Source organism: Streptomyces sp. NPDC015661 (genome assembly GCF_043077765.1).
Lineage (GTDB): Bacteria > Actinomycetota > Actinomycetes > Streptomycetales > Streptomycetaceae > Streptomyces.
On record NZ_JBIBST010000003.1, the window covers coordinates 52,751 to 75,996 of the forward strand.

Consider the following 23,246-nt stretch of genomic DNA (forward strand, 5'->3'; position numbering starts at 1 on the left):
GCAACCATGCTAGACATTCGCTTGTCGCATGACGGGGCCGGTCCTAGCGTCGACGGCATGGACAACACCCCGCAGAAGATCGCCTTCCTCGGCCTCGGATCCATGGGCCTGCCCATGGCCCGCCGGCTCCTCGACGCCGGTCACCCCCTGACCGTCTGGAACCGCACGGCCGCCAAGGCCGACGCCCTCGTCGACGACGGCGCCGTCCGTGCCGCGACCCCCGCCGAGGCCGTGCGGGACGCCGACGTCGTCGTCACGATGCTCGCCGACCCCGCCGCCGCCCTCGCCGTCGCGGACGAGCTCATCCCGGCCCTGCGCCCCGGCACCCACTGGGTCGACACCTCGACGGTCGGCCCCGACACCGTCACCGCCCTCGCCGCCCGGCTCCCCACCGGGGTCACCCTGATCGACGCGCCCGTCATGGGCAGCATCGACCGGGCCGCGAGCGGCGAACTCCTCATCCTCGCGGGCGGCGACACCGCGCCCGTCGCCACCGTCCTCGACCGGCTCGGCACGGTCACGCCCTGCGGCGGCCCCGGCACCGGCGCCGCCCTCAAGCTGGTCCTCATCAACGCCGCGATCGGCGGGGTCGCCCTGGTCGCCGAGGCCCTCACGCTCGCCGGCTCCCTCGGGCTGCCCCGCGAGCTCGCGCTGCGCACCCTCGGCGCGGGGCCCCTGTCCGGCGCCGTCGCCCGGGCCACCGCCACCGGCTCGTACTTCCCGGTCGCCCTGGCCGCGAAGGACGTCGCCCTGGCCGTGTCGGCGGCGAAGCTCCCCGTCCTGGAGGCCGTCCACCACCTCCTGACCACGGACCCGGCCCTCCTGGGCGAGGACCTGGCGGCGGTCGCCCGCTAGCCGAGCCCCTCGGGGCCGTCCCCCGATCCGCCCAGCAGTCGCAGGAAGTCGCGGAAGGCGCCCGGCATGTCCACCGCCGACGGGTCGAGCAGCCACTGGTACTGGAGGCCGTCCATCACCGCCGTGAGCAGCGGCGCCGCCCGCTCCGGGGTGAGGCCGCCCGGCAGTCGCTCGCCGAACTCCAGGCGCAGCACGTCCGCCATGTTGGCCCGCACCTGTGTGTACCGCTCGGTGAAGAACTCCCGCGCCGGATGCCCGTCGGTGACGCTCTCGCCGAGCAGCGCGGAGAAGGTCTGCACGATCCCCGGCCGCATCGCGTTGTACTCGACGAGGGACTCCAGGAGGTCGAGCCGCCAGCCCTCGCGGTCCCGGCCCCCGCTGGTGTCCCAGCGGTCGCGCTCCTCCAGGACCGCGACGAGCAGCGCCTCCTTCGTCGGGAAGTAGTGCAGCAGCCCCTGCTGGGTCAGCCCCACGCGTTCGGCGACGGAGCCGAGGGTGGCGCCCCGGTAGCCGCGCTCGGCGATCACTTCGAGGGCGGCGCGCAGGATGTCCGCGCGCCGCTCCTCGCTTCTGGCCCGCACCATCGCCGTGGCCCCCTTTCGCAGGTTCGTCCGTCCGACAGGACCGTACCCCCTCGCGACGACCGTGAAGTAACGGAATGATTACGTCACCTACCGATCTACAGGTAGGTGGGTGCACGATGGGCGCATCGGGGTCATTCGGTACGTCAACGAGGAGGTACGGCCATGGCGGAGACCAGCGCGGAGACCGTGAGGAACACCGTCGTCGAGGCGGCGCTCGGCAAGCTCGACCTGGACGCCAAGACCCGGCTGCTCGCGGGCCAGGACATGTGGTCCCTGCCCGCCCTGCCGGAGATCGGGCTGAAGTCCCTGGTCATGTCCGACGGCCCCATCGGCGTCCGCGGCGTCCGCTGGACCGCCGACGACCCGTCGATCGCCCTGCCGTCCCCGACCGCCCTCGCCGCGACCTGGGACCCCGCGCTCGCCCGCCGGGCCGGCCGGCTCCTCGCCCAGGAGGCCCGCCGCAAGGGCGTCCACGTCCTCCTCGCGCCCACGGTCAACCTGCACCGCACCCCGCTCGGCGGCCGCCACTTCGAGGCCTACAGCGAGGACCCGTACCTCACCGGCGCCGTCGGCACCGGCTACGTCCAGGGCGTCCAGGACGGCGGCGTCGGCACCACCGTCAAGCACTACGTCGCCAACGACGCCGAGACCGACCGCTTCACCGTCGACAACCGCATCGCCCCGCGCCCGCTCCGCGAGCTCTACCTCGCCCCCTTCGAGGCCATCGTCAAGAACGCCCACCCCTGGGGCATCATGACCGCCTACAACCAGGTCAACGGCGTGACGATGACCGAGCACCACCAGCTCGTGAACGAGGTCCTGCGCGGCGAGTGGGGCTTCGACGGCTACAACGTCTCCGACTGGATGGCCGCCCGCTCCACCACCGCCGACATCACGGGCGGCCTCGACGTCGCCATGCCGGGCCCCGACACCGTCTACGGCCCGGCCCTCGCCGCCGCCGTCCGAGCCGGGGAGGTCGAGGAGTCCGCCGTCGACACGGCCGTACGCAACGTCCTGCGGCTCGCCGCCCGCGTCGGCGCCCTCGAAGGCGCCCCGCCCGTCGTCACCGAGCACCCCGCCGCCATCGACGGCGACGCCCTCGCCCGCGAGATCGCCCGCCGCGGCTTCGTCCTCGTACGGAACGAGAACGGCGCCCTGCCGCTCGCCGCGGGCCGCACCGTCGCGCTCTCCGGCGCCGCCGCCCGCGACGCCCGCGTCCTCGGCGGCGGCTCCGCCCAGGTCTTCCCCGACCACGTCGTCTCCCCGCTCGACGGCCTCACCGCCGCCCTCCCCGAGGGCGCGCTGACGTACACGATCGGCGCCGACCCCAGCGAGGAACTCTCCCCCGCCGATCAGGGCTTCACCCTCCGCGCCCGCTGCCGCGACGCCGCCGGGAACGTCATCGGCGAGGGCTCCCTGCCCAACGGCCAGGTCCAGTGGATCGGCGACGACCTCCCCGAGGGCGTCACCCACGAGGCCCTCGCCTCCATCGAGGTCATCGGCACCTTCACCCCCCGCGAGTCCGGCGAGCACGCCTTCGGCACCCGCGGCCTCGGCGCCTTCACCCTCGGCGTCGCCGGCGAGACCGTCTTCGACGGCGTCCAGGCCCTGGGCCCCGAGACCGACCCCTTCGAGGCCTTCTTCGGCTCCCCGGTCGAGCGCGCCAAGGTCACGCTCACCGCCGGCGAGACCGTCGAGGTCTCCCTGCTGCACACCCTGGACAAGGAGTTCGCGGCCCCGCTCCCGGCCGTCATGTTCTCCTTCGTCCACCTCGGTCCCCGCCGTGACTCCGACGAACTGATCGCCGAGGCCGTCGAGGCCGCCCGCGCCGCCGACACCGCCGTCGTGGTCGTCGCCACCACCGCACGCGTCGAGTCCGAGGGATTCGACCGCAAGGACCTCGCCCTCCCCGGCCGCCAGGACGACCTCGTACGGGCCGTCGCCGCCGCCAACCCGAACACCGTCGTCGTCGTCAACGCCGGCTCCCCGGTGGAACTGCCCTGGCGCGAGGACGTGGCCGCGATCCTGCTCAGCTGGTTCCCCGGCCAGGAGGGCGGCGCCGCCCTCGCCGACGTCCTCACCGGCACCGAGGAGCCCGGCGGCCGCCTCCCCACCACCTGGCCCGTCGCCCTCGCCGACGTCCCCGTCACCGAGGTCACCCCGACCGACGGCGAACTGCACTACACCGAGGGCGTCTTCATCGGCTACCGCGCCTGGGACAAGGCCGGCGCCGTCCCCGCGTACCCCTTCGGCCACGGCCTCGGCTACACCACCTGGTCGTACGAGTCCCTGGTCGCCGCCCCCGACACGGTCACCGTCCGGATCACCAACACCGGCGCCCGTACCGGACGCGAGACGGTCCAGATCTACCTGGCGCCGACCAGCGACACGGTGGAACGCCCCGCCCGCTGGCTCGCCGGCTTCGCGAGCGTCGAGGCCGCGCCCGGCGAGACCGTCGAGACGGAGATCGCGCTGCCCCGCCGCGCCTTCGAGATCTGGGACGAGGACAAGAACGACTGGACCTTCGTCGCCGGCGCCTACGAGGTCGTCGCCGCGCACTCCCTCACGGACGCGCGCCTGACCGCCGCCCTGGAGGTCTGACCTCGCCCGTGACCGGCCCCGGGGCGGAACCTGACAACCGCCCCGGGGCCCTCACTCCTTCGTGATCCGCCGGTACGCCAGCTCCGCGAGCCGCGCCTGGCCGTCCTTGCTCGGATGGAACCAGTCCCAGGGGCTCAACTGCCCGCCGTCGAAGCGGAACCCGAACACCGCCCCGCCGTCGTACCGGCAGCGCGCGTCCTTCGCGCAGACCTGCTCCAGGACCTCGTTGTACGCCACCACCCGGTCCCGCACCGAAGCCCGGCGCCGCTCGGCCGCAGGCCCCAGGTCCTCCGCGTCCGCCAGCATCGCGCCGCAGATCCCCAACTTCCACACCTGGCGCCCCATCGGGCTCACCCGCCCCGTCGACCACAGGTGTTTCAGGTCCGGCACGCTCGCCACGTACACCTGCGCCTTCGGCGCGCCCGCCCGCAGCCGGGCGAGGGCCGACTCGAAGGAGGCGCGGAAATCGGCCACCGGGGTCATCAGGTCCGGGGTGGCGCGGCAGGCGTCGTTCGCCCCCATCATCACCGTCACGAGCTCGGGCTTCTCGGCGGCGGCCCCGGCCATCTGCTCCGGGAGCTCCGCCATCCGCGCGCCCGTCCTGGCCAGGTTCCAGCTGCGGGTCGCCACCTTCTCCGGCCCCAGCAGCCGCAGCGCCAGACTGTTGACGGCGGTGTCCGTGCCGGTCGCCCACGACACCTCGGGGCAGTCCGACAGCACCGAACAGGCGTCGAAGGCGCGGGTCACGGAATCGCCGACGGCCGCCACGGAGGCGGGGGAGACGTCCCACAGCGGGCTCGGCTTCGGTACCGGTCTCGCCGAGGGCGCCTTCGCCGCCGGGCCCACGGCCGTGCAGCCGGAGAGCGCCCCGCCGCACAGCAGCGCGGCCGTCGCGGCGGCGACAGCGGTACGGAATCGGCCTCGGCCGCGCATCCCCGGCCCCCTCCTTCGGCGTCCTGGCGGGTGAAAGCTTCGTGTCCACCGGCCCCCGGACCGACCGTACGTCACACCGATGACGGTGCGGCACGGTAGCTTTTCCCCCGTCGAACCAGAGGCGCCTTAGCCGACCGGCTCCGGTAAATTACATCACGTCACATGCTGTCCCCTTTTTGAGGGTTTGCGGTGTTCTGCTCCTGATGCTGTTTACTGAGGCCGCTGGGCAAGGCGAACCTCGTCCCACACTGGAGGTCCCGGTGACGACACGTGGAGTCCTGTACGTACACTCCGCACCGCGCGCGTTGTGCCCGCACGTCGAATGGGCGGTGGCGGGCGTCCTCGGTGCGAGGGTCCAGCTCGACTGGATCCGCCAGCCGGCGTCCCCCGGCACCTGGAGAGCCGAGTTCTCCTGGCAGGGCCGGACCGGCACCGCCTCCGAACTCGCCTCCGCGCTCCGCGGCTGGCAGATGCTCCGCTTCGAGGTCACCGCGGAGCCCTGCCCCACCGCCGAGGGCGAGCGCTACAGCGCCACCCCCGACCTGGGCATCTTCCACGCCGTCACCGGCATGCACGGGGACATCCTGGTCCCCGAGGACCGGCTGCGGGCCGCCCTCGCGCGCTCCGCGCAGGGCGAGACCCAGTTGGAGGCGGAGATCGCCAAGCTGCTCGGCAAGCCCTGGGACGACGAGCTGGAACCCTTCCGGTACGCGGGCGAGGGCGCCCCGGTCCGCTGGCTCCACCAGGTCGTCTGACGGGGCTGTAGATTCCGCCCGGGCGCGCAGGGGGCGCGCCGGGTGGGAGAGAAGTGACGCGTGACGGTATACCGGGCGCCGCGTTCGGCGCGGCGGCGGTCTTCCTGGGGGCAGGTGTCGCCGACGGAGCCTGGCCGACGGGCTGGGCGGCGCTCGTGTGCGCCCTCGTGTGCGGGGCACTGGGGGCGACGCTCCTCGCGGTACGGCGGCGCGGTACGGCGGCCCCGGAGGCAGAGGTACGGGACGCCGCGCCCGGCCTCGCCAAGAACGACATGACCCCCACGCGGCCCGGCCGCTCCTCGCTCGTGGCCGCGGCCGCGGTCTGGGCGCTCGCCCTCCTGGCGGGCGGCCTGTGGGCGTTGACGGCCGGGGACGACGAGGACGACACCGGGACGGCGGGCAAGGCGCCCGCGAAGCCCTCGGCCGCGGCGCCCCGCATCCCCGACCCCCGGCCGTCCGTGGCGTGGACGGTCCCGGGCGTCGGCCAGAAGTACGACGAGGGCGTCGGATTCTGGGGCCTCGGCTCCGTCGTCGCCCAGGGCCGGATCGACGGAGTCTTCGCGTACGACGGCACCGACGGCCACGTCCGGTGGAGCGTGCCCGCGCCCACCCGCGAGGCCCTGTGCGCGATGACCCGGGACACCGAGGAGGGCGTCGGGCTCGTCGCGTACGGCCGCCACGACAAGCCCTGCGCGACGCTGCTCGCCGTCCGCACCTCCGACGGCACGGTCCTCTGGAAGAGGACCCTCGCGGGAAAGGGCCTCGCCGCAGACGCCCTCGCCGTCGGCGGCACCACCGCAGTCGGCGTCGAGGACGGAGCCGTACGGGCCCGCTCCAGCGAGTCGGGCGAGCAGCGCTGGCAGCGGGCGGTGCCCAAGGGATGCCAGACCCTGGCGGTCGACGCCGACGCAACCCGTACGCTCCTCGCCGAGCAGTGCGGGACGGGCGCCCGGCTGCTCGCCCTGGACACCCGTACCGGCGCGCAGCGGTGGACCCGCGACCTGCCCGTCGAGTCGAAGGCCACGGCGGCGGTCGTCTCCGTCTCCCCCGTCGTCCTCGCGGTCGACGAGGAGGACACGCGGGGCACGCACGCCTTCCTGGGCTTCGACGACAAGGGCACCCCGAGCGTGACCGTGCCGCTCTCCGGGCCCGAGGGCGTCCTGTCCGCCCCCGGCGAGGTCGGCGACGGCCGCACCGTCAGGCCGCTCGTGCGCGGCGGCCTCCTGATCACCCTCGCGGAGGCCGGTTCGAGCGTACCGACGTCGGTCGTCGCGTACTCCCTCAAGGACGGCCGGAAGGCGTGGCTGTACGGCAGCGAGCACCAGACGATGGCCCTCGCGGTGGAGCCGGACGGCCGCGTCGCCGTCCTCGGGTACGACGCGGCCATCACCCTCCTCGACCCCGCCACCGGCAAGGTCCGCACGCGCCTCACCCCCGACACGGCGAAGACGCCGGAGATCTCCATCAGACCCGAGCTGCAGCCCGTCACCGGCGGCCACGTCGTCCTCAACCAGATCCTGATGCAGGCGGAACCGGCGGCCTTCGCCCTCCGCTGACCCCACGAGGAACGCCCACCCCCGAACCGGGGGGTGGATCAGACCGTACGGAACGCCAGCACCACGTTGTGGCCGCCGAAGCCGAAGCTGTTGGCCTCTTCTTCGTGCGCCCCTCGCGTCGCTTCGCGGGCTTCGGGGCGCTGTGCCGGACTCCGTCCGGCGGACGTGGCGGAGGCCCGCCCCCGTGCTGGGAGCGGGCCTCACTGTTCAGCCGTGGATCAGACGGTACGGAACGCCAGCACGACGTTGTGGCCACCGAAGCCGAAGCTGTTGTTGATCGCGGCGATCGTGCCCTGCGGGAGTTCGCGGGGCTCGTCGCGGACGATGTCCGCGTCGATGTCGGGGTCCAGCTCGTCGACGTTGATCGTCGGCGGGGCCAGGCGGTTGTGCAGGGCCAGGACCGTGGCGACGGTCTCGATGCCGCCCGCGCCACCGAGGAGGTGACCGGTCATCGACTTCGTCGCGGAGATCGCGACGTGGTCCAGGTCGTCGCCCAGGACCTTCCGCAGCGCCTTGATCTCGGCGGTGTCGCCCTGCGGCGTCGACGTGGCGTGCGCGTTGAGGTGGACGACCTCGGACGGCTTCAGGTCCGTCGAGTCGAGGAGGTTCTGCATCGCGGCGGCGATGCCCCGGCCGGTCGGCTCGGGCTGCGCGATGTGGTGGCTGTCGGCCGACAGGCCCTGGCCGAGCACCTCGCAGTAGATGCGGGCGCCGCGCGCCTTCGCGTGCTCCTCGGACTCCAGGATCACGACACCGGCGCCCTCGCCGAGCACGAAGCCGTCGCGGCCCGTGTCGTAGGGACGCGAGGCCTTCGTCGGCTCGTCGTTGTTCTTGGACATCGCCATCATGTTGGCGAAGGCGGCGATCGGCAGCGGGTGGATCGCGGCCTCGGTACCGCCGGCGACGACCACGTCGGCACGGCCGGTACGGATCATCTCGACGGCGTAGCCGATCGCCTCGGCACCCGACGCGCACGCGGAGACGGGGGTGTGGACGCCCGCCCGGGCGTTCACCTCCAGGCCCACGTTCGCGGAGGGGCTGTTCGGCATGAGCATGGGCACGGTGTGCGGGGAGACGCGGCGTACGCCCTTCTCCTTCAGCACGTCGTACTGGTCGAGCAGGGTGGTGACACCACCGATGCCGGAGGCGATGACGGAACCGAGCCGCTCGGGCACGATCTTCTCGTCCTCGCCGGCCGGGCCGGTGTAGCCCGCGTCGGCCCAGGCCTCACGGGCCGCGATCAGCGCGAACTGCGCCGAGCGGTCCAGCTTGCGGGCCAGCGGGCGGGGCAGCACGTCGCCGGGGTCGACCGCGGCGAGCGCCGCGATCTTGACGGGCAGTTCGGCGAAGCGCTCGCCCTCGAGGGGCTTGACGCCGGAGCGTCCCGCGATCAGACCTTCCCAGGTCGATGCGGAGTCGCCACCCAGCGGTGTGGTTGCGCCGAGACCGGTGACGACCACGGTGCGATTGGTCGAGCTCACAGGAATTCTTTCTCCACGTGTGTGATGGTCGAAATACGGCGCCACCGCCGGGTGGCGGACCGAGTCAGCAGGGGCCGAATCAGGCCTGGTGCTTCAGGATGTAGCTGGCGGCGTCGCCAACCGTCTTGAGGTTCTTGACGTCGTCGTCCGGGATCTTGACGTCGAAGCGCTCTTCGGCGGCGACGACGACCTCGACCATGGACAGCGAGTCGACGTCCAGGTCGTCGGTGAAGGACTTGTCCAGCTGGACGTCCTCGACGGGGATGCCGGCGATCTCGTTGACGATCTCGGCGAGACCGTCGACGATCTCCTTCTCGGTGGCGGCCATGTGGCGCTCCTTCTTGTGGTTGTACTGAGGAAAACGGCTTCCGGAAGATCCGGTGTGCCTAGGGGAGGGTAACGACCGTCGCGGCGAAGACGAGACCCGCCCCGAAGCCGATGACGAGCGCGGTGTCGCCGCTCTTCGCCTGCCCGGTCGCCAGGAGCCGCTCCATCGCGAGCGGGATCGAGGCGGCCGAGGTGTTGCCGGTGGTCTCCACGTCACGGGCGACCGTGACGTGCTCCGGCAGCTTCAGAGTCTTCACCATCGAGTCGATGATCCGCATGTTCGCCTGGTGCGGGATGAAGACGTCGAGGTCGTCCGCCGAGATGCCGGCGGCGTCCAGCGCCTGCTGGGCGACCTTCGCCATCTCGAAGACGGCCCAGCGGAAGACCGCCTGGCCCTCCTGCGTGATGGCGGGGAACTTGATCTCGCCCTGCTGGTTGAGGGGGAGCTTCGACACGTCGCCGACCTGGAACTCGTTCCACGGCACGGTCTGCTTGATCGTCTCGGACTTGTCGCCCTCCGAACCCCACACGGTGGGGCCGATGTGCGGCTCGTCCGAGGGGCCGACGACCACGGCGCCGGCGCCGTCGCCGAACAGGAAGGCCGTCGCGCGGTCCTCCAGATCCGTCAGGTCGCTGAGCCGCTCGACGCCGATGACGAGGACGTACTCCGCCGAACCCTCGACGATCATGCCCTTGGCGAGCGTCAGGCCGTAGCCGAAGCCCGCGCAGCCGGCGGAGATGTCGAACGCGGCCGGCTTGCCGGCGCCGATCTTGTCGGCGATCTCGGTGGCGACGGCCGGGGTCTGCTTGAAGTGCGAGACCGTGGAGACGATCACGGCGCCGATCTGCTCGGGGCTGATCCCGGCGTCGGCGATGGCCTTGCCCGAGGCCTCCACGGACATGGCGGCGACCGTCTCCTCCGGAGAGGCCCAGTGGCGGGTCGCGATGCCGGAGCGCGAGCGGATCCACTCGTCGGACGAGTCGATCTTCTCGAGGATCACCTCGTTCGGCACGACCCGGGTCGGACGGTAGCCGCCGACACCGAGGATCCGCGCGTACGGGGCGCCCTTGCTGGGCTTGATCTTCGACATGTTTCTCGACACTCCTTGTCAGACGGCCGCGTGCTCGGCGATGAGCGTACGGGCCGCGTCGAGGTCGTCGGGAGTCTTGAGCGCGACCGTGGCCACGCCCGGCAGGGCCCGCTTGGCGATGCCGGTCAGGGTGCCGCCGGGGCACACCTCGATCAGCGCGGTGGCGCCGAGCGCCTGGAAGGTCTCCATGCACAGGTCCCAGCGGACCGGGTTCGCGACCTGGCCGACCAGACGGGCCACGACCTCGGCGCCGTCGGTGACGACCTGCCCGTCCTTGTTGGAGACGTAGCGGGTGACCGGGGCGGCCGGGGACAGCTCCTTCGCCGCCTCCTCCAGCTTCGCCACGGCCGGGGCCATGTGGTGCGTGTGGAACGCGCCGGCGACCTTGAGCGCGACGACCCGGCGGACGCCCTCGGGCTTGTCCGCCTCCAGGGCGGCCAGCTGCTCCAGGGTGCCGGCGGCCACGATCTGGCCGGCGCCGTTCACGTTGGCCGGGGTCAGGCCGAGCTTCTCCAGGTGCGGGACGGTGACCTCGGGGTCGCCGCCGAGCAGCGCCGACATGCCCGTCGCGGTGATCGCGGCGGCCTCGGCCATCGCGAGACCACGGGTACGGACGAGGCGCAGCGCGGCCTCGTCGTCGAGGACGCCCGCGAAGGCGGCGGCGGTGAACTCGCCGACGCTGTGACCGGCGACGACGCCGGGCTTCACGTCGCCGAGCGCGGCCGCGGACAGCAGGCCGGCGGCGACGAGGAGGGGCTGTGCCACGGCGGTGTCACGGATCTCGTCCGCGTCCGCCTTCGTGCCGTAGTGGACGAGGTCGAGCCCGATCGCGTCGGACCAGGCCGCGAGGCGGTCGGCAGCGCCGGGGAGTTCGAGCCAGGGAGTCAGGAAGCCGGGCGTCTGAGCGCCTTGGCCGGGAGCGACGAGTACGAGCACCCTCACACTCTCTCTTGGGGACGGCTTCGAGCGCCCGTGGGGACAAGGACGAAGAACCGTCGGGGGAATTGTTGGTGTTCGACAAAAGTCTAGGACTGCGGATCTCCGTCGGCCAAGCGTCCCAGGATCAGGGCGATCCGCAGCGTGAACGCGGAGCGAACATCGGAGGGTGACCAGCCGGTGACGTCGGTCACACGTCGGAGCCGGTAGCGCACGGTGTTCGGGTGGACGAAGAGCATCCGGGCCGCGCCTTCCAGGCTGCTCGCCTGCTCCAGATAGACACTGAGAGTTTCGAGCAGCGCCGAGCCCGCCTCCTCCAGCGGTCTGTAGATCTCCTCCACCAGCTGCTCGCGGGCCGAAGGGTCGGAGGCGATGGCGCGTTCCGGGAGGAGATCGTCCGCCAGGACCGGCCGGGGCGCGTCCTGCCAGGCCGAGCAGGCCTTGAGCCCGGCGGCGGCGGCCTGCGCGGACCGGGTCGCGGCGAGCAGATCGGGCACGACGGGCCCGGCGACGACGGGTCCGGGCGCGTACGGCCCGATCAGCGCCTTCGCGACGGCCAGCGGATTGTCGTTGCCGCCGGCGATGACGACGAGCCGGTCGCCGAGGACACCGGTGAGGACCTGGAGCTTGGCGTGCCGGGCGGCCCGGCGGATCGCCTCGACGGTGAGCTCGCTGTCCCCGTCGGGGGCGGTGCCGAGCACGACGCACACATGGTCGGGCGAGTTCCAGCCGAGGGCCGCGGCGCGGGACACGGCACCTTCGTCGGCCTCACCGGAGAGCACCGCGTTGACGACGAGCGATTCGAGCCGGGCATCCCAGGCGCCCCGGGCCTCGGCGGCCTGCGCGTACACCTGGGCGGTCGCGAAGGCGATCTCGCGGGCGTACACGAGCAGCGCTTCCCGGAGGACGTTCTCGTCGCCGGGGGCGGCGACCTCCTCGATCGCCGACTCCATGACCTCGATGGTCGTCCGGACCATCTCCACGGTCTGCCGCAGCGTGATCGCACGGGTCAGCTCGCGGGGCGCGGTGCCGAAGACGTCCGTCGAGATGGCCTGCGGGGTCTCCGGGTGCCGGAACCACTCGGTGAACGCGGCGATGCCGGCCTGGGCGACCAGACCGATCCACGACCGGTTCTCGGGCGGCATCGCGCGGTACCACGGCAGCGTCTCGTCCATGCGGGCGATGGCGCCCGCGGCGAGCCGCCCGGACGACTGTTCGAGGCGCTTCAGGGTCGCGGCGTGCGGGTGGGCGGCGTTCACGGGTTCAGGCACGGGGACAAGACTGCCTTATCGGGACGCCGGCGTGCGGGGTCGGGGCTACGGTACGTCCGTGATACGCATCCAGCGCGCCGGCGAGCGCTACCCCGGGGGCGACCCGGCGGCCGGGATCGAGACCCGGCACGCCCTGTCCTTCGGGCCGTACTACGACCCCGACAACCTCCGCTTCGGCGCGCTCCTCGCCTGCAACGAGGAGCGGCTGGCCCCCGGCGCGGGCTTCGACGAGCACCCCCACTCCCACACCGAGATCGTGACCTGGGTGGTGGAGGGCGAACTCACGCACGCCGACAGCGCCGGGCACACGTCGGTGGTCCGCCCCGGCGACCTCCAGCACCTCAGCGCGGCGGGCGGCGTCCGCCACGTCGAACGCAACGACGGCACGACCCCTCTGGTCTTCGTCCAGATGTGGCTGGCCCCGCTCCAGCCGGGCGGGGAGGCGAGGTACGAGGTGGTGCGGGGTCTCGGCGGCTCGTACGAGGTCCCGGCGGCGGGGGCGTCCCTGAGGGTCGAGCGCCTGAAGGCGGACGAGTCCGCCGCGCTGCGACCGACGGACTTCACGTACGTACACGTGGTGCGGGGCGGGGCAAGGCTGGCGGAGGAGGAACTGGGGCCGGGGGACGCGGCGAGGCTGACCGGCGAGAAGGACGTGGAGCTGCTGGCGACCGCGGCCACGGAACTCCTGATCTGGCACATGCAAACCCCGTAACCCACCACCCACCCACCCCCGTTGTGGGCGCCGGTCCCGCCGGGGCTGTTCCCACCCCGTTGTGGGCATGCGTTCCGCCGGGGCGATGGGGGTCCCCCCTGCTCGAGCGAAGCCGAGAGCTTGGGGGAGGGTGGGCACAACGGACGGCGCCCTTGCCGGCGCCAGAGGCTTCCGCGCCCGAACCCGCACCGCGTTGTGCGCCGCCCTGGGGGTGCGGGTCCAGGCGCGGAAGGCGGGGGCGCGGCCAGGCGCGCCGTCCCGTGTGCCCACCCTCCCCCAAGCTCTCGGTCCCGCTCGAGCAGGGGGGACCCCCATCGCCCCAGCGGGACGATCGCCCACACGGCGGGTGGGCGCCGCCCCGCACGGGCGCGGGCACACGCGGCGGGCGGGCCGGGGCGCCGCCCCGCACAGGCGCGGGCGCACACGGGGGGCGGGGGCGCCGCCGACGGGCGCGGGCGCACACGGGGGGCATCGCCCGGCCGGCCGCCGGCGCACACGGGGGGCATCGCCCGGCCGGCCGCTGGCGCACACGGGGGGCATCGCCCGTCCGGCCGCCGGCGCACACGGGGGCATCGCCCGGCCGGCCGCCGGCTCGCGCCGAGGTCAGTGGAGTGCGCTTCGGGACTTCCAGGCCGGCCAGTTCAGATTCCACGCCCCGTACCCGTTGCCCTCCGCCACCGTCCCCTTCGTCTCGCGCCCCGTGATCTCGAAGGGGTCACCCACCTTCACCGCCGCGTAGACCGCCGCCGCGTTCTCGTCGCTCATCCCGATGCACCCGGAACTGTGGTTCGCCCGGCCGAAGTACGCCGCGTTCCAGGGCGCCGCGTGCGCGTACATCCCCGACCACGTCAGCCGCATCGAGTAGTCGACATCCTTGTTGTACGCGTCGCCGAGCCCGACCGTCTCCGAGTTCATGTTGATCGTGCCCTCCTTCGCCATCAGCACGGCCGTCCCCCGCCAGGACCGCTTGTCGCCGCCGGGGGTGCCGCCGGAGACGGGGATCGTGCGGACCGCCCGCCCGTCCCGTACGAGCGTCAGCCGGTGCGCGTCGAGGTCGACCTTCACCACCTGCGCCGCGCCGACGGTGAAGCCGGTGCGGTAGTCCCGTACGAACCAGCCGCCGCCCGAGTCCGTGCCGTCGAGGTCGGCTTCGAGGGTGACCTTCGTGCCCGGCTTCCAGTACTCCCGGGGCCGCCAGTCCACCCTGTCCCGGCCCGAGTAGTCCTTGACCCAGCCCCAGGAACCCTCGGTGCCGTTCGAGGTGGTCACCTTGAGCTGCTTCTCCACGTCCGCCTTCCGCGTCACCGGCAGGTCGAACACGATGGAGAGGGGGTGGGCGATGCCGACCGTGGTGTTCTTGCCGGGGGCCAGGGTCAGCTTGTTGACCTTCCCGGGCTCCGGGGTGGCGAAGGACGACCGGCTGGTCGACTCCTTCCCGTCGGCCGTACGGGACGTCACCTCGATCGTGTAGGAGGTGCCGGGCACCGCCTTGCGGTCCGAGACCCAGCTCGTACCGCCCGCGTCCGTACGGCCCTTCAGGACACCGCCGTCGGCGTCGACGACCCGTACCGCCCTGAGCGTGCCGCCCGTCGCGGTCACCGTCACCGGGCTGCCGGCCGTCTTCTTCACGACCGTCACCTTCGCCGGCGGAGCCTCGGACGCCCCGACCCGCGCCCCGGACGGGCCCCCGTCCGCCGCCTGGGCCGTGCAGGCGGTGAGGGACACGGTCAGCGCGACGACCGCCAGGGCGGGACGGGATGTGCGTATCGGCAGCACGGAAGACCTCCGCGGTGTGAGGGAGAAAGGGTGGGATGTCCTGGACTGTAGGCCGCCGCCGAGCGCCCCGGGGCGCCGGACGCCTCTGTGACGACGGCTGCGGCGGAACGGTCATCGTCCGGTCACAATCGCCGCGCGCACCCGTCGAATTCGGCTGTGAGCCTGCTGTGCGCCCCACCACCGAGGGGCGGAACAAGGAGGCTCCCGTTGTGTCAGCGCTGCTCGTGACGGCCGCACCCACCGACCGCCGCGCCCCCGCAGGACCGGTCAGGCTCGGGCCCGTGACCCCCGAGGCGTACCGCGCGTTCCTCGACTCCCGCTCCGGCGCGGAGGGGCCCAGCTTCCTCCAACTCCCCTCCTGGGCGCAGGTGAAGGACGGCTGGAGTCACCAACTCGTCGGATGGGGGCGGGAAGGCGAGGCCCTCTCCGGCGTCGCGCTCGTCCTCCTCCGGCCGTTCCCCGGCACCCGGAAGTACTTCGCCTATCTGCCCGAAGGGCCCGTCGCCGACTGGGCCGACCCCGACCTCGACGGCTGGCTCGCCCCGCTCCTCGGCCATCTGCGCTCCCTGGGCGCCTTCGCCGTCCGCATGGGACCCGGGCCCGCCTACCGCCGGTGGAACGCCGCCACCGTCAAGGCCGGCACCGGGCCGGGCCGACGGCTCTCCGACGTCCTCGCCGACGAGGTCGACCCGCTGGGCACCGCCGTCGCCGAGCGGCTGCGCGCCCGCGGCTGGCGCAAGTGCGGCGGCGACTCCGAGGACGGCGCCGACGCCCAGCCCCGGCACGTCTTCCAGGTCCCGCTCGCCGGCCGGAGCACCGACGACCTGTGGACCGGCCTCAACCAGGAGTGGCGGCGCAACGTCCGCAAGGCCCGGAAGTCCGGCGTCGAGGTCGTCGTCGGCTCCGCCGCCGACCTTCCCGAGTTCTACCGGCTCCTGCGCATCACCGAGGAACGCGACGGCTTCCGCCTCGGCCGCTCCCTCGCCTACTACGAGCGCCAGTACGCCGTCCTCAACGCCGAGCAGCCCGGCCGCATGCGGCTCTACCTCGCCCGCCACGGGGGCGAGATCCTCGCGGCGCACACCATGCTCGCCGTCGGCGGCCGGGTCTGGTACCAGACCGGCGCCTCCGCCGACCACCGCCGCGAGGTCCGGCCCTCCAACGCCCTCCAGTGGCGCATGATGCTCGACGCTCACGCGCTCGGCGCCGCCGTCTACGACCTGCGCGGGGTACCCTCCACCCTTGATCCGGACGACCGCGCCCACGGGCTCCTTCGCTGGAAGCTCGGCACGGGCGGGCAGGTCGTCGAGACGCTGGGGGAGTGGGAGATTCCGATGCAGGGCACGACCAACGGGGCGCTGTTCCGCGCCTTCCAGGCCTATCTGGCCCGTCGATGACCGCGACGCTCACCGCCGCACCGAGCAAGCCGAAGCCCTCCGCCCTCCGCAGCGGCGCCCTCATGGCCGCAGGCTCGCTCGTCTCCCGCGCCACCGGCTTCGTACGGGCCTCCGTCGTCGCCGCCGCGCTCGGCGCGGGGCTCGTCGCCGACGGGTACGCGGTCGGCAACTCCGTCCCCACCATCGTCTACATGCTGCTCCTCGGCGGCGCCCTCAACGCCGTCTTCGTCCCCGAACTCGTCAAGGCGGCCAAGGAGCACGAGGACGGCGGCGTCGCCTACACCGACCGTCTCCTCACCCTCTGCGCGCTGGCCCTCGCCGCACTCACGGCGGTCGCCGTCCTGGCCGCGCCGCTGATCGTCGACACGTACACCGACTACGTGGGCGGACAGCGGGACCTGACGATCGCCTTCGCGCGCTCGTGCCTGCCGCAGATCTTCTTCCTCGGACTCTTCACCCTGCTCGGACAGGTCCTCAACGCCCGGGGCCGGTTCGGCGCCATGATGTGGACCCCCGTCCTCAACAACGTCGTCGCCGTCACCGTCTTCGGCCTCTTCCTGGCCGTCGGCGACGGCGGCGAGCTCACCCCCGGGGAGACCGCCCTCCTCGGCTGGGGCACCACCGCGGGCATCGCCGTCCAGGCCCTCGCCCTGCTGCCCTCGCTGCGCGCCGCCGGCTTCCGCTGGCGGCCCCGCTTCGACTGGCGCGGCAGCGGCCTCGCGGCCCCGCTGCGCTCGGCGGGCTGGCTGGTGCTGCTCGTCCTCACGAACCAGGGCGCGTACTGGGTGACGACCTGGATCGCCACCTCGGCGGGCGGTCTGGTGACGGACGGCGGCGCGGGCCTCGCCGCCTACAACAACGCGTACCTGCTGTGGACCGTCCCGCACGGCATCATCACCGTCTCCCTCGTCACCGCGCTGCTGCCGAGGATGAGCGGAGCCGCCGCCGACGGCGACCTCGCGGGCGTCCGGCGGGACGTCTCGTACGCCCTGCGGACCAGCGCGGCGGCGGTGGTTCCGGCGGCCTGCGCGCTCCTCGCGCTCGCCGTCCCACTGATGACGCTGGTCTTCGGGTACGGGGCGACCGGCGCCGACGACGTGCGCGCGATGTCCTGGACCCTGATGGCCTTCGCGCCGGGCCTGGTCGCCCTCTCCGGCCAGTACGTGTGCACCCGGGCCTTCTACGCCCTGCGGGACACCCGCACCCCGTTCTTCCTGAACCTGGTCATCGCCGCCCTGAACGCGGGCCTCTCCCTGGCCGCGTACCACTGGCTCCCGACCCGCTGGGCCGTCACCGGCATGGCGGCGGCGTACTCGCTGGCGCTGTGGGCGGGCTGGGCGGCCACGGCGTACGTGCTGCGCCGGCGCCTCGGCGGGGCGCCGGGCGGGGCGGTCCCCGCGCTGGCCCGGCTGCTCGTGGCGGCCGTCCCGGCGGCGGGATACGGCCTGTTCGTCGCCGACGCGGCGGGAGCGGCGGGGCCGGTGGTGGCGGGCCTCGCGGGAGCGGCGACGATCCTGACCACCTTCGCCCTCCTCTCCCGCCCCCTCCGCCTCACGGAACTCCAGGCCCTCCTCGCCTCGACCGCGAACCGCCTCCGCCGCACCTGACCCGCCGAACCCGACGCCCTCGCCCCGTGGGGGTGGCCCGCCGCACCCGACTGACGCCCTCGCCCCGTGGGGGTGGCCCGCCGCACCCGACGCCCCGCCCCCTGGGGGCGCCCGTACCGACCTTGGGATACTCCACACATGCCCCGCGTGCTCCTCATAGAAGACGACCCCTCCGTCCGCGAGGGCGTCGAGCTGGGTCTCCGCCGCCGCGGGCACGACGTCCGGACCGCCCCCACCGGCGAGGCGGGCCTCGCCGCGCTCGGGGAGTTCCGGCCCGACCTGCTGCTCCTGGACCTGATGCTCCCCGGCATGAACGGCGTCCAGGTCTGCCGCCGGGTCCGGGAGAGCAGCCAGCTCCCGATCATCATGCTCACCGCGCGGGGCGACGACTTCGACGTCGTCGTGGGCCTGGAGGCCGGGGCCGACGACTACATCGTCAAGCCCGCCCGCACCGAGGTCATCGAGGCCCGGATACGGGCCGTGCTGCGGCGCATCGAGGAGCCCGGCTCCGGCCGCTCCGCCGTCGAGTTCCACGGGGAGCTCGCCATCGACCGGGCCGGCCTGACCGTCGCCAAGGCGGGCGAGCGACTCGCCCTCGCCCCCTCCGAGCTGAAGCTGCTGCTGCACCTCACGGCCGCCCCCGAGCAGGTCTTCAGCCGGCAGCAGCTCCTCGAACACGTCTGGGAGCACAGCTACCACGGCGACGCCCGGCTCGTGGACGCCTGCGTCCGCCGGCTGCGCAACAAGATCGAGGACACCCCGGGCGAACCCCGGTACATCCAGACCCTGCGGGGCTTCGGCTACCGCTTCGGTCCGCTGTGAAGGCCTGCATGACCCCGGAGCCGGACACGGACACGGAACCGCAGGCAGGAAGGGCCCGGCGCCGCGCCCGCCGCCCCCGTCCGTACCCCTTCGGCCTCCGCACCCGCCTCGTCCTCGCCTTCCTCCTCGTCGCGGCCGTCGGCTGCGGGACCACCGCCGCGCTCACCTACCGCGCCGCCCGCAACGCCATCCTGGAACAGACCCAGGACACCGCCGTCTCCGCCCTGCGCGACCAGGTCGACCCGCTCGTCATCAGCCTGCCCGTCAACGCGGACTCCCTGCGGGACGTGGCCCTCTCCATCGCCCGCCAGGGCAAGCCCCGCCCCTGGCGGGTCTACGCCGAGTACGGCACCCTCCACGTCTCCTCCACCGACCGCTCCACCTCCTCCGTCATCACCCCCGAGCTGCGGGCCCGCGCCCAGGCCCGGCCCGGAACGCCGCACGGCAGCTTCCAGCGGGTCGTGAAGAACGGCACCCCGTACCTGACCATCGCCGTCCCCGCCGTCTTCCGCACCCACGCGACCCAGGGGACCGCCCAGCCCACCGGCCTCGTCTTCTACGCCGTGATGGAACTCGACGACGAGGAGGCGAACATCGAGGCCATGGTCAGCGCCGCCCGCGACGGCGCCCTCCCGGCCCTGGCCGTGGCCCTCGTCCCCGCGCTCATCGCCTCCCGCGGCGTGCTCCGCCCCGTACGGGAACTGCGGCGCGCGGCCCACAGCATGGGCCGGGGACGGCTCGACACCCGCATCCACGCCAAGGGCAGCGACGAACTCGCCGATCTCGCCCGCACGTTCAACGAGTCGGCCGCCCAGCTGGAACGTTCCGTCGCGGAACTCCGCAACGCCGAGGCCCGCGCCCGCCGCTTCGCCTCCGACGTCTCGCACGAGCTGCGCACCCCGCTCGCCGGCATGCTCGCGGTCACCGAGGTCCTCGACGAGGACGCCGGGAGCCTCGACAGCGACACCGCCCGCGCCGTCCGGCTGATCAGCGCCGAGACCGGGAAACTCGCCGTGCTCGTCGAGGACCTGATGGAGATCTCCCGCTTCGACGCGCGCGCCGCCGAGCTGCACACCGACGAGGTCGACGCCGCCGACTGCGTCCGCAAGACCCTCCAGCACCGGCACTGGACGGACCCGGCGCAGGTCGTCCCGTACCTTGAGGAGGGCATCAGGGCCCGGCTCGACCCGCGCCGTTTCGACGTCGTCGTCGCCAACCTCGTCGGAAACGCCCTGCGGCACGGGGCCGCGCCGGTGACGGTCAGGCTGTACGCGGAGGGGGACGAGCTGGTGACGGAGGTCGCCGACCGGGGACCGGGCATCCACCCGGACGTCCTGCCGCACGTCTTCGACCGCTTCTACAAGGCGGACCAGGCCAGAACCCGTTCGGCGGGCAGCGGCCTGGGCCTGGCGATCACCCTGGAGAACGTCCGGCTGCACGGCGGCACCGTCCGCGCCGCCAACCACCCGGCGGGCGGGGCGGTCTTCATCGTACGGATGCCGCTGTGAGGCGCCGGACGGCAGCCGCCGTGGCGGTGCGGCGCCGGTCGGCGGCGGCCGTGGCGGTGCGGCGCCGGTCGGCCGTCGCCGTGGCCCTGCTCGCCGTGGTGTCGCTCACTGCCTGCGGCATACAGCAGAGCGACGTCGTGGAGGCGGGCGGCGCCGCGACCGTCGCCGTCACCCCGGCGCCCGAGTTCCGCATGGTGCTCTACTTCCTCGGACCGGACGGCCGGCCGGTCCCGGTGGTCCGCGAGGTCGGGCCGCCGATCCCCGATCCGACCTTCGCCGCGGGCGGCTCCGAGTGGGCCCAGGACCGGAAGGCCCAGGGACTGGGCACCGGGCAGCCGCACGAAGAGCACGGCACGCGGGTCGCCACCGACAAGGTGCTCGGCGCGCTCCTCGCGGGACCGGCCGACGCCGACACCGCGGCGGGCCTGACCACGGCTCTCCCCGTGTCCAGGGAAGCGCCGCACGCCGAGCAGATCGAAGGCCTGAATCCGGAGGGCCGCCGGATCGTCCGGCTCCGGTCGCCGTTCCCCGTCCTGGACCTGTCGGAGGCGGCCGTCCAGCAGCTGGTCTGCACGGCCGCGTACGCGGAGGACGGCGGGGGCATGGTCGACGTGAGCGTCGTGGGCCTCGACGGCACGCTCCCGACGACCCGCTGCGAGAGATAGACCCCCGGGTCAGCGCGCCCGCAGGTCCGCGAGCACCGCGTCCGTGAACGCCGGCCAGGCCTCGACCGCCCACGCCCCGAAGGGCCGGTCGGTGAGGGCCACGCACGCGGCCCCCGTGGTGTTCCCGCCCGCCCACCCGGCGTCCGGGTCGATCCACAGGAAGGTGCCGGACTGCCCGAAGTGCCCGAAGGTGCGCGGCGAGGAGCTCGCGCCCGTCCAGTGCGGGGACTTGCCGTCACGGATCTCGAAGCCGAGGCCCCAGTCGTTCGGCTTCTGGTGCCCGTAGCCGGGCAGGATGCCCGTCAGGCCCGGGTACGTGACGGTCATCGCGTCCAGGACGGTCCGCGCGTCGAGCAGCCGCGGCGCCTGCACCTCGGCGGCGAAGCGCACGAGGTCATCCACGGTCGACACGCCGTCCTTGGCGGGCGAGCCCTCCAGGGTCGTGGAGGTCATGCCGAGGGGCTCCAGGACCGCCTGGTGCAGATACTCGGCGAAGGGGATGTCGGTGGCCTTGGCGACGTGGTCGCCGAGCGCCTCGAAACCGGTGTTGGAGTAGATCCGGCGGGTGCCCGGCGCGGCCATGACCCGGTTCTCGTCGAACGCGAGCCCCGAGGTGTGGGCGAGCAGATGGCGGACGGTCGAGCCCTCGGGCCCGGCCGGCTCGTCGAGGTCGATCGCCCCCTCCTCGTACGCGACGAGGACGGCGTACGCCGCGAGCGGCTTGGTGACGGAGGCGAGCGGGAAGCGCTGCCCGGTGGGGCCGTGGGACCCGGCCAGGGTGCCGTCCGCACGGACCACGGCGGCCGCCGCGGTGGGGACGGGCCAGTTCTCGATCGACGCCAGGCTCGGCACGCTGCTCTGCATGGGGCCGAGCCTACTTGCTTCGAGTGCACTCCAACGTTTTAGCGTGGGACCCATGAGCGTGATCGAGAGCAGCACGACCGGGCTTACGGGGAAGGACCGCTACACGATCAGCGAGGTGGCCGCGCTGACCGGACTCACCGCGCACACCCTGCGCTGGTACGAGCGGATCGGCCTCATGCCGCACGTCGACCGTTCGCACACCGGACAGCGCCGCTTCAGCGAGCGTGACCTCGGCTGGCTGGCCTTCGTCGGCAAGCTGCGGCTGACCGGAATGCCGGTCGCCGACATGGTCAGGTACGCCGAGCTGGTGCGCGAGGGCGACCACACCCGGGACGCGCGAAGGGAGCTCCTGGAGGCCACCCGGCGGGACGTCCTCAGCAGGATCACCGAACTCCAGGACACGCTCGCCGTGCTCGACATCAAGATCAGCCATTACGGGACCGCAAGCGGAGGAGCACCTTCATGACCAGCGTGACCAAGATCGACACCGTGCGTCTCGGCGGCCAGGACGGACCGGAGACCGGCGTCCAGGGCTTCGGCGCCATGGGCATCAGCGAGTTCTACGGCGACACCGACGAGGCCGCCGCCCGCGACACCCTCGACGCGGCCCTGGAGGCCGGCGTCACCCTGATCGACACCGCCGACATCTACGGCAGCGGCGCCAACGAGGAGTTCCTCGCCCCGTTCCTCGCCGCCCACCGCGACGAGGTCACCCTCGCCACCAAGTTCGCCATAGAGCGCCGCGCCGACGACCCCACCTACCGGGCCGTCCGCAACGACCCGGCGTACATCAAGAAGGCCGCGGAGAACAGCCTGCGCCGCCTCGGCATCGAGACCATCGACCTCTACTACATGCACCGCCGCGACCCGGAGATCCCCTTCGCGGAGTCCGTCGGCGCGATGGCCGAGCTCGTCCAGGAGGGCAAGGTCCGCTTCCTCGGCCTGAGCGAGGTCACCGGGCCCGAGCTGCGCGAGGCCCACGCGGTGCACCCGATCACCGCCCTCCAGTCGGAGTGGTCGCTCTTCTCCCGGGACGTGGAGCGCAGCGCCGTCGGCGCCGCCGCCGAGCTCGGCGTGACCTTCGTGCCGTACTCGCCGCTCGGCCGGGGCTTCCTGACCGGCGCGTTCGCGGACGCCGCCAAGGACCTGTCGGGCGGTGACTTCCGCCAGTACCAGCCCCGGTTCACCGGCGAGAACGCCGAGCGGAACGCCGCCCTCCTCGACCCGGTCCGGAAGATCGCCGCCACCCACGGCGCGACCCCGGCCCAGATCGCCCTCGCCTGGGTGCAGCAGCGCGCCTCCGTGCACGGCCTCACCGTCGTCCCCATCCCCGGCACCCGCAAGCGCGCCCGCCTCCTGGAGAACGCGGCCGCCACCCGCATCACCCTCACCGCCGCCGAGCTCGCCGAGCTGGAGCCGATCGCGGGCCTGGTGGCGGGCGAGCGGTACCCCGACATGAGCTCCACGTCGGCGGCCCGGGAGGTGTGACCCCGAGGGGGTGCCGC

At 73.3% G+C, this 23,246-nt stretch carries 21 protein-coding genes; 12 read left to right on the top strand and 9 right to left on the bottom strand.

Features of this window, described 5'->3' with window-relative positions:
- Nucleotides 1-57 precede the first annotated feature (57 nt).
- Nucleotides 58-855 (top strand): NAD(P)-dependent oxidoreductase, encoded by a 798-nt coding sequence (locus ACF07V_RS08660; protein ID WP_392152467.1) that lies wholly within the window; start codon nt 58-60, stop codon nt 853-855.
- On the opposite strand, the gene ACF07V_RS08665 is transcribed toward ACF07V_RS08660, so the two are convergent.
- Nucleotides 852-1,439 carry a TetR/AcrR family transcriptional regulator gene (locus tag ACF07V_RS08665; RefSeq protein ID WP_392152469.1) on the bottom strand — a complete coding sequence of 196 codons (588 nt, stop codon included), beginning with the start codon at nt 1,437-1,439 and terminating at the stop codon, nt 852-854. The genes ACF07V_RS08660 and ACF07V_RS08665 overlap by 4 nt on opposite strands.
- 162 nt (nt 1,440-1,601) lie before the next feature.
- Between ACF07V_RS08665 and ACF07V_RS08670 the strand changes: the two genes are divergently transcribed.
- Nucleotides 1,602-4,040, top strand: a complete 2,439-nt coding sequence (locus tag ACF07V_RS08670; protein WP_392152470.1) for a glycoside hydrolase family 3 protein — start codon at nt 1,602-1,604, stop codon at nt 4,038-4,040.
- Nucleotides 4,041-4,091: 51 nt separating this feature from the next.
- Here ACF07V_RS08670 and ACF07V_RS08675 read toward each other — a convergent pair whose 3' ends face one another.
- On the bottom strand, nt 4,092-4,973 hold the full coding sequence (locus ACF07V_RS08675) for an SGNH/GDSL hydrolase family protein (RefSeq protein WP_392152472.1): 882 nt from the start codon (nt 4,971-4,973) through the stop codon (nt 4,092-4,094).
- A 260-nt stretch (nt 4,974-5,233) separates the two neighbouring features.
- Between ACF07V_RS08675 and ACF07V_RS08680 the strand changes: the two genes are divergently transcribed.
- The gene (locus tag ACF07V_RS08680; RefSeq protein WP_266891520.1) at nt 5,234-5,728 is read left to right on the top strand and encodes a DUF3145 domain-containing protein; all 495 of its coding nucleotides are present in this window, start codon (nt 5,234-5,236) and stop codon (nt 5,726-5,728) included.
- A 53-nt stretch (nt 5,729-5,781) separates the two neighbouring features.
- Nucleotides 5,782-7,284, top strand: a complete 1,503-nt coding sequence (locus tag ACF07V_RS08685) for a PQQ-binding-like beta-propeller repeat protein (RefSeq protein WP_392152474.1) — start codon at nt 5,782-5,784, stop codon at nt 7,282-7,284.
- Between the two features lie 218 nt (nt 7,285-7,502).
- On the opposite strand, the gene fabF is transcribed toward ACF07V_RS08685, so the two are convergent.
- The 5 genes from fabF to fasR form a co-directional block, all read right to left on the bottom strand.
- Nucleotides 7,503-8,765: a beta-ketoacyl-ACP synthase II gene (gene fabF / locus ACF07V_RS08690; protein ID WP_392152476.1), complete on the bottom strand. Its 1,263-nt coding sequence runs from the start codon at nt 8,763-8,765 to the stop codon at nt 7,503-7,505.
- A 79-nt stretch (nt 8,766-8,844) separates the two neighbouring features.
- Nucleotides 8,845-9,093 (bottom strand): acyl carrier protein, encoded by a 249-nt coding sequence (locus ACF07V_RS08695; RefSeq protein WP_392152478.1) that lies wholly within the window; start codon nt 9,091-9,093, stop codon nt 8,845-8,847.
- A gap of 58 nt (nt 9,094-9,151) precedes the next feature.
- The gene (locus tag ACF07V_RS08700; protein ID WP_392152480.1) at nt 9,152-10,183 is read right to left on the bottom strand and encodes a ketoacyl-ACP synthase III; all 1,032 of its coding nucleotides are present in this window, start codon (nt 10,181-10,183) and stop codon (nt 9,152-9,154) included.
- Nucleotides 10,184-10,201: 18 nt separating this feature from the next.
- The gene (locus ACF07V_RS08705) at nt 10,202-11,119 is read right to left on the bottom strand and encodes an ACP S-malonyltransferase (protein WP_392152482.1); all 918 of its coding nucleotides are present in this window, start codon (nt 11,117-11,119) and stop codon (nt 10,202-10,204) included.
- 89 nt (nt 11,120-11,208) lie between these two features.
- The gene (gene fasR, locus ACF07V_RS08710) at nt 11,209-12,390 is read right to left on the bottom strand and encodes a fatty acid biosynthesis transcriptional regulator FasR (RefSeq protein WP_391462867.1); all 1,182 of its coding nucleotides are present in this window, start codon (nt 12,388-12,390) and stop codon (nt 11,209-11,211) included.
- Between the two features lie 58 nt (nt 12,391-12,448).
- Here fasR and ACF07V_RS08715 point away from each other — a divergent pair, with 58 nt between their 5' ends.
- A complete protein-coding gene (locus ACF07V_RS08715) occupies nt 12,449-13,102 on the top strand; it encodes a pirin family protein (protein ID WP_392152484.1) in 654 nt (217 codons plus the stop codon).
- Nucleotides 13,103-13,705: 603 nt separating this feature from the next.
- On the opposite strand, the gene ACF07V_RS08720 is transcribed toward ACF07V_RS08715, so the two are convergent.
- The gene (locus ACF07V_RS08720; RefSeq protein ID WP_392152486.1) at nt 13,706-14,878 is read right to left on the bottom strand and encodes an Ig-like domain-containing protein; all 1,173 of its coding nucleotides are present in this window, start codon (nt 14,876-14,878) and stop codon (nt 13,706-13,708) included.
- Nucleotides 14,879-15,087: 209 nt separating this feature from the next.
- Between ACF07V_RS08720 and ACF07V_RS08725 the strand changes: the two genes are divergently transcribed.
- From ACF07V_RS08725 to ACF07V_RS08745, 5 genes are all read left to right on the top strand, one after another.
- A complete protein-coding gene (locus ACF07V_RS08725) occupies nt 15,088-16,275 on the top strand; it encodes a lipid II:glycine glycyltransferase FemX (RefSeq protein WP_392152488.1) in 1,188 nt (395 codons plus the stop codon).
- The gene (gene murJ, locus ACF07V_RS08730; RefSeq protein ID WP_392152490.1) at nt 16,272-17,882 is read left to right on the top strand and encodes a murein biosynthesis integral membrane protein MurJ; all 1,611 of its coding nucleotides are present in this window, start codon (nt 16,272-16,274) and stop codon (nt 17,880-17,882) included. Before ACF07V_RS08725 ends, murJ begins: the two co-directional genes overlap by 4 nt.
- A 138-nt stretch (nt 17,883-18,020) precedes the next feature.
- Nucleotides 18,021-18,704 (top strand): response regulator transcription factor, encoded by a 684-nt coding sequence (locus ACF07V_RS08735; RefSeq protein ID WP_359516881.1) that lies wholly within the window; start codon nt 18,021-18,023, stop codon nt 18,702-18,704.
- A gap of 8 nt (nt 18,705-18,712) precedes the next feature.
- A complete protein-coding gene (locus ACF07V_RS08740; protein WP_392152493.1) occupies nt 18,713-20,212 on the top strand; it encodes an ATP-binding protein in 1,500 nt (499 codons plus the stop codon).
- Nucleotides 20,209-20,877 carry a hypothetical protein gene (locus ACF07V_RS08745; protein WP_392152494.1) on the top strand — a complete coding sequence of 223 codons (669 nt, stop codon included), beginning with the start codon at nt 20,209-20,211 and terminating at the stop codon, nt 20,875-20,877. Before ACF07V_RS08740 ends, ACF07V_RS08745 begins: the two co-directional genes overlap by 4 nt.
- Nucleotides 20,878-20,886: 9 nt before the next feature.
- Here the strand turns inward: ACF07V_RS08745 and ACF07V_RS08750 are convergent, their stop codons facing one another.
- Entirely contained in the window at nt 20,887-21,741 is an 855-nt protein-coding gene (locus ACF07V_RS08750; protein ID WP_392152496.1) for a serine hydrolase domain-containing protein, read from the bottom strand.
- 52 nt (nt 21,742-21,793) lie between these two features.
- Between ACF07V_RS08750 and ACF07V_RS08755 the strand changes: the two genes are divergently transcribed.
- Both ACF07V_RS08755 and ACF07V_RS08760 read left to right on the top strand, forming a co-directional pair.
- Nucleotides 21,794-22,207 (top strand): MerR family transcriptional regulator, encoded by a 414-nt coding sequence (locus tag ACF07V_RS08755; protein ID WP_392152498.1) that lies wholly within the window; start codon nt 21,794-21,796, stop codon nt 22,205-22,207.
- The gene (locus ACF07V_RS08760) at nt 22,204-23,229 is read left to right on the top strand and encodes an aldo/keto reductase (protein WP_392152500.1); all 1,026 of its coding nucleotides are present in this window, start codon (nt 22,204-22,206) and stop codon (nt 23,227-23,229) included. The genes ACF07V_RS08755 and ACF07V_RS08760 overlap by 4 nt, the downstream gene beginning before the upstream one ends.
- The last annotated feature ends 17 nt before the right edge of the window (nt 23,230-23,246 follow it).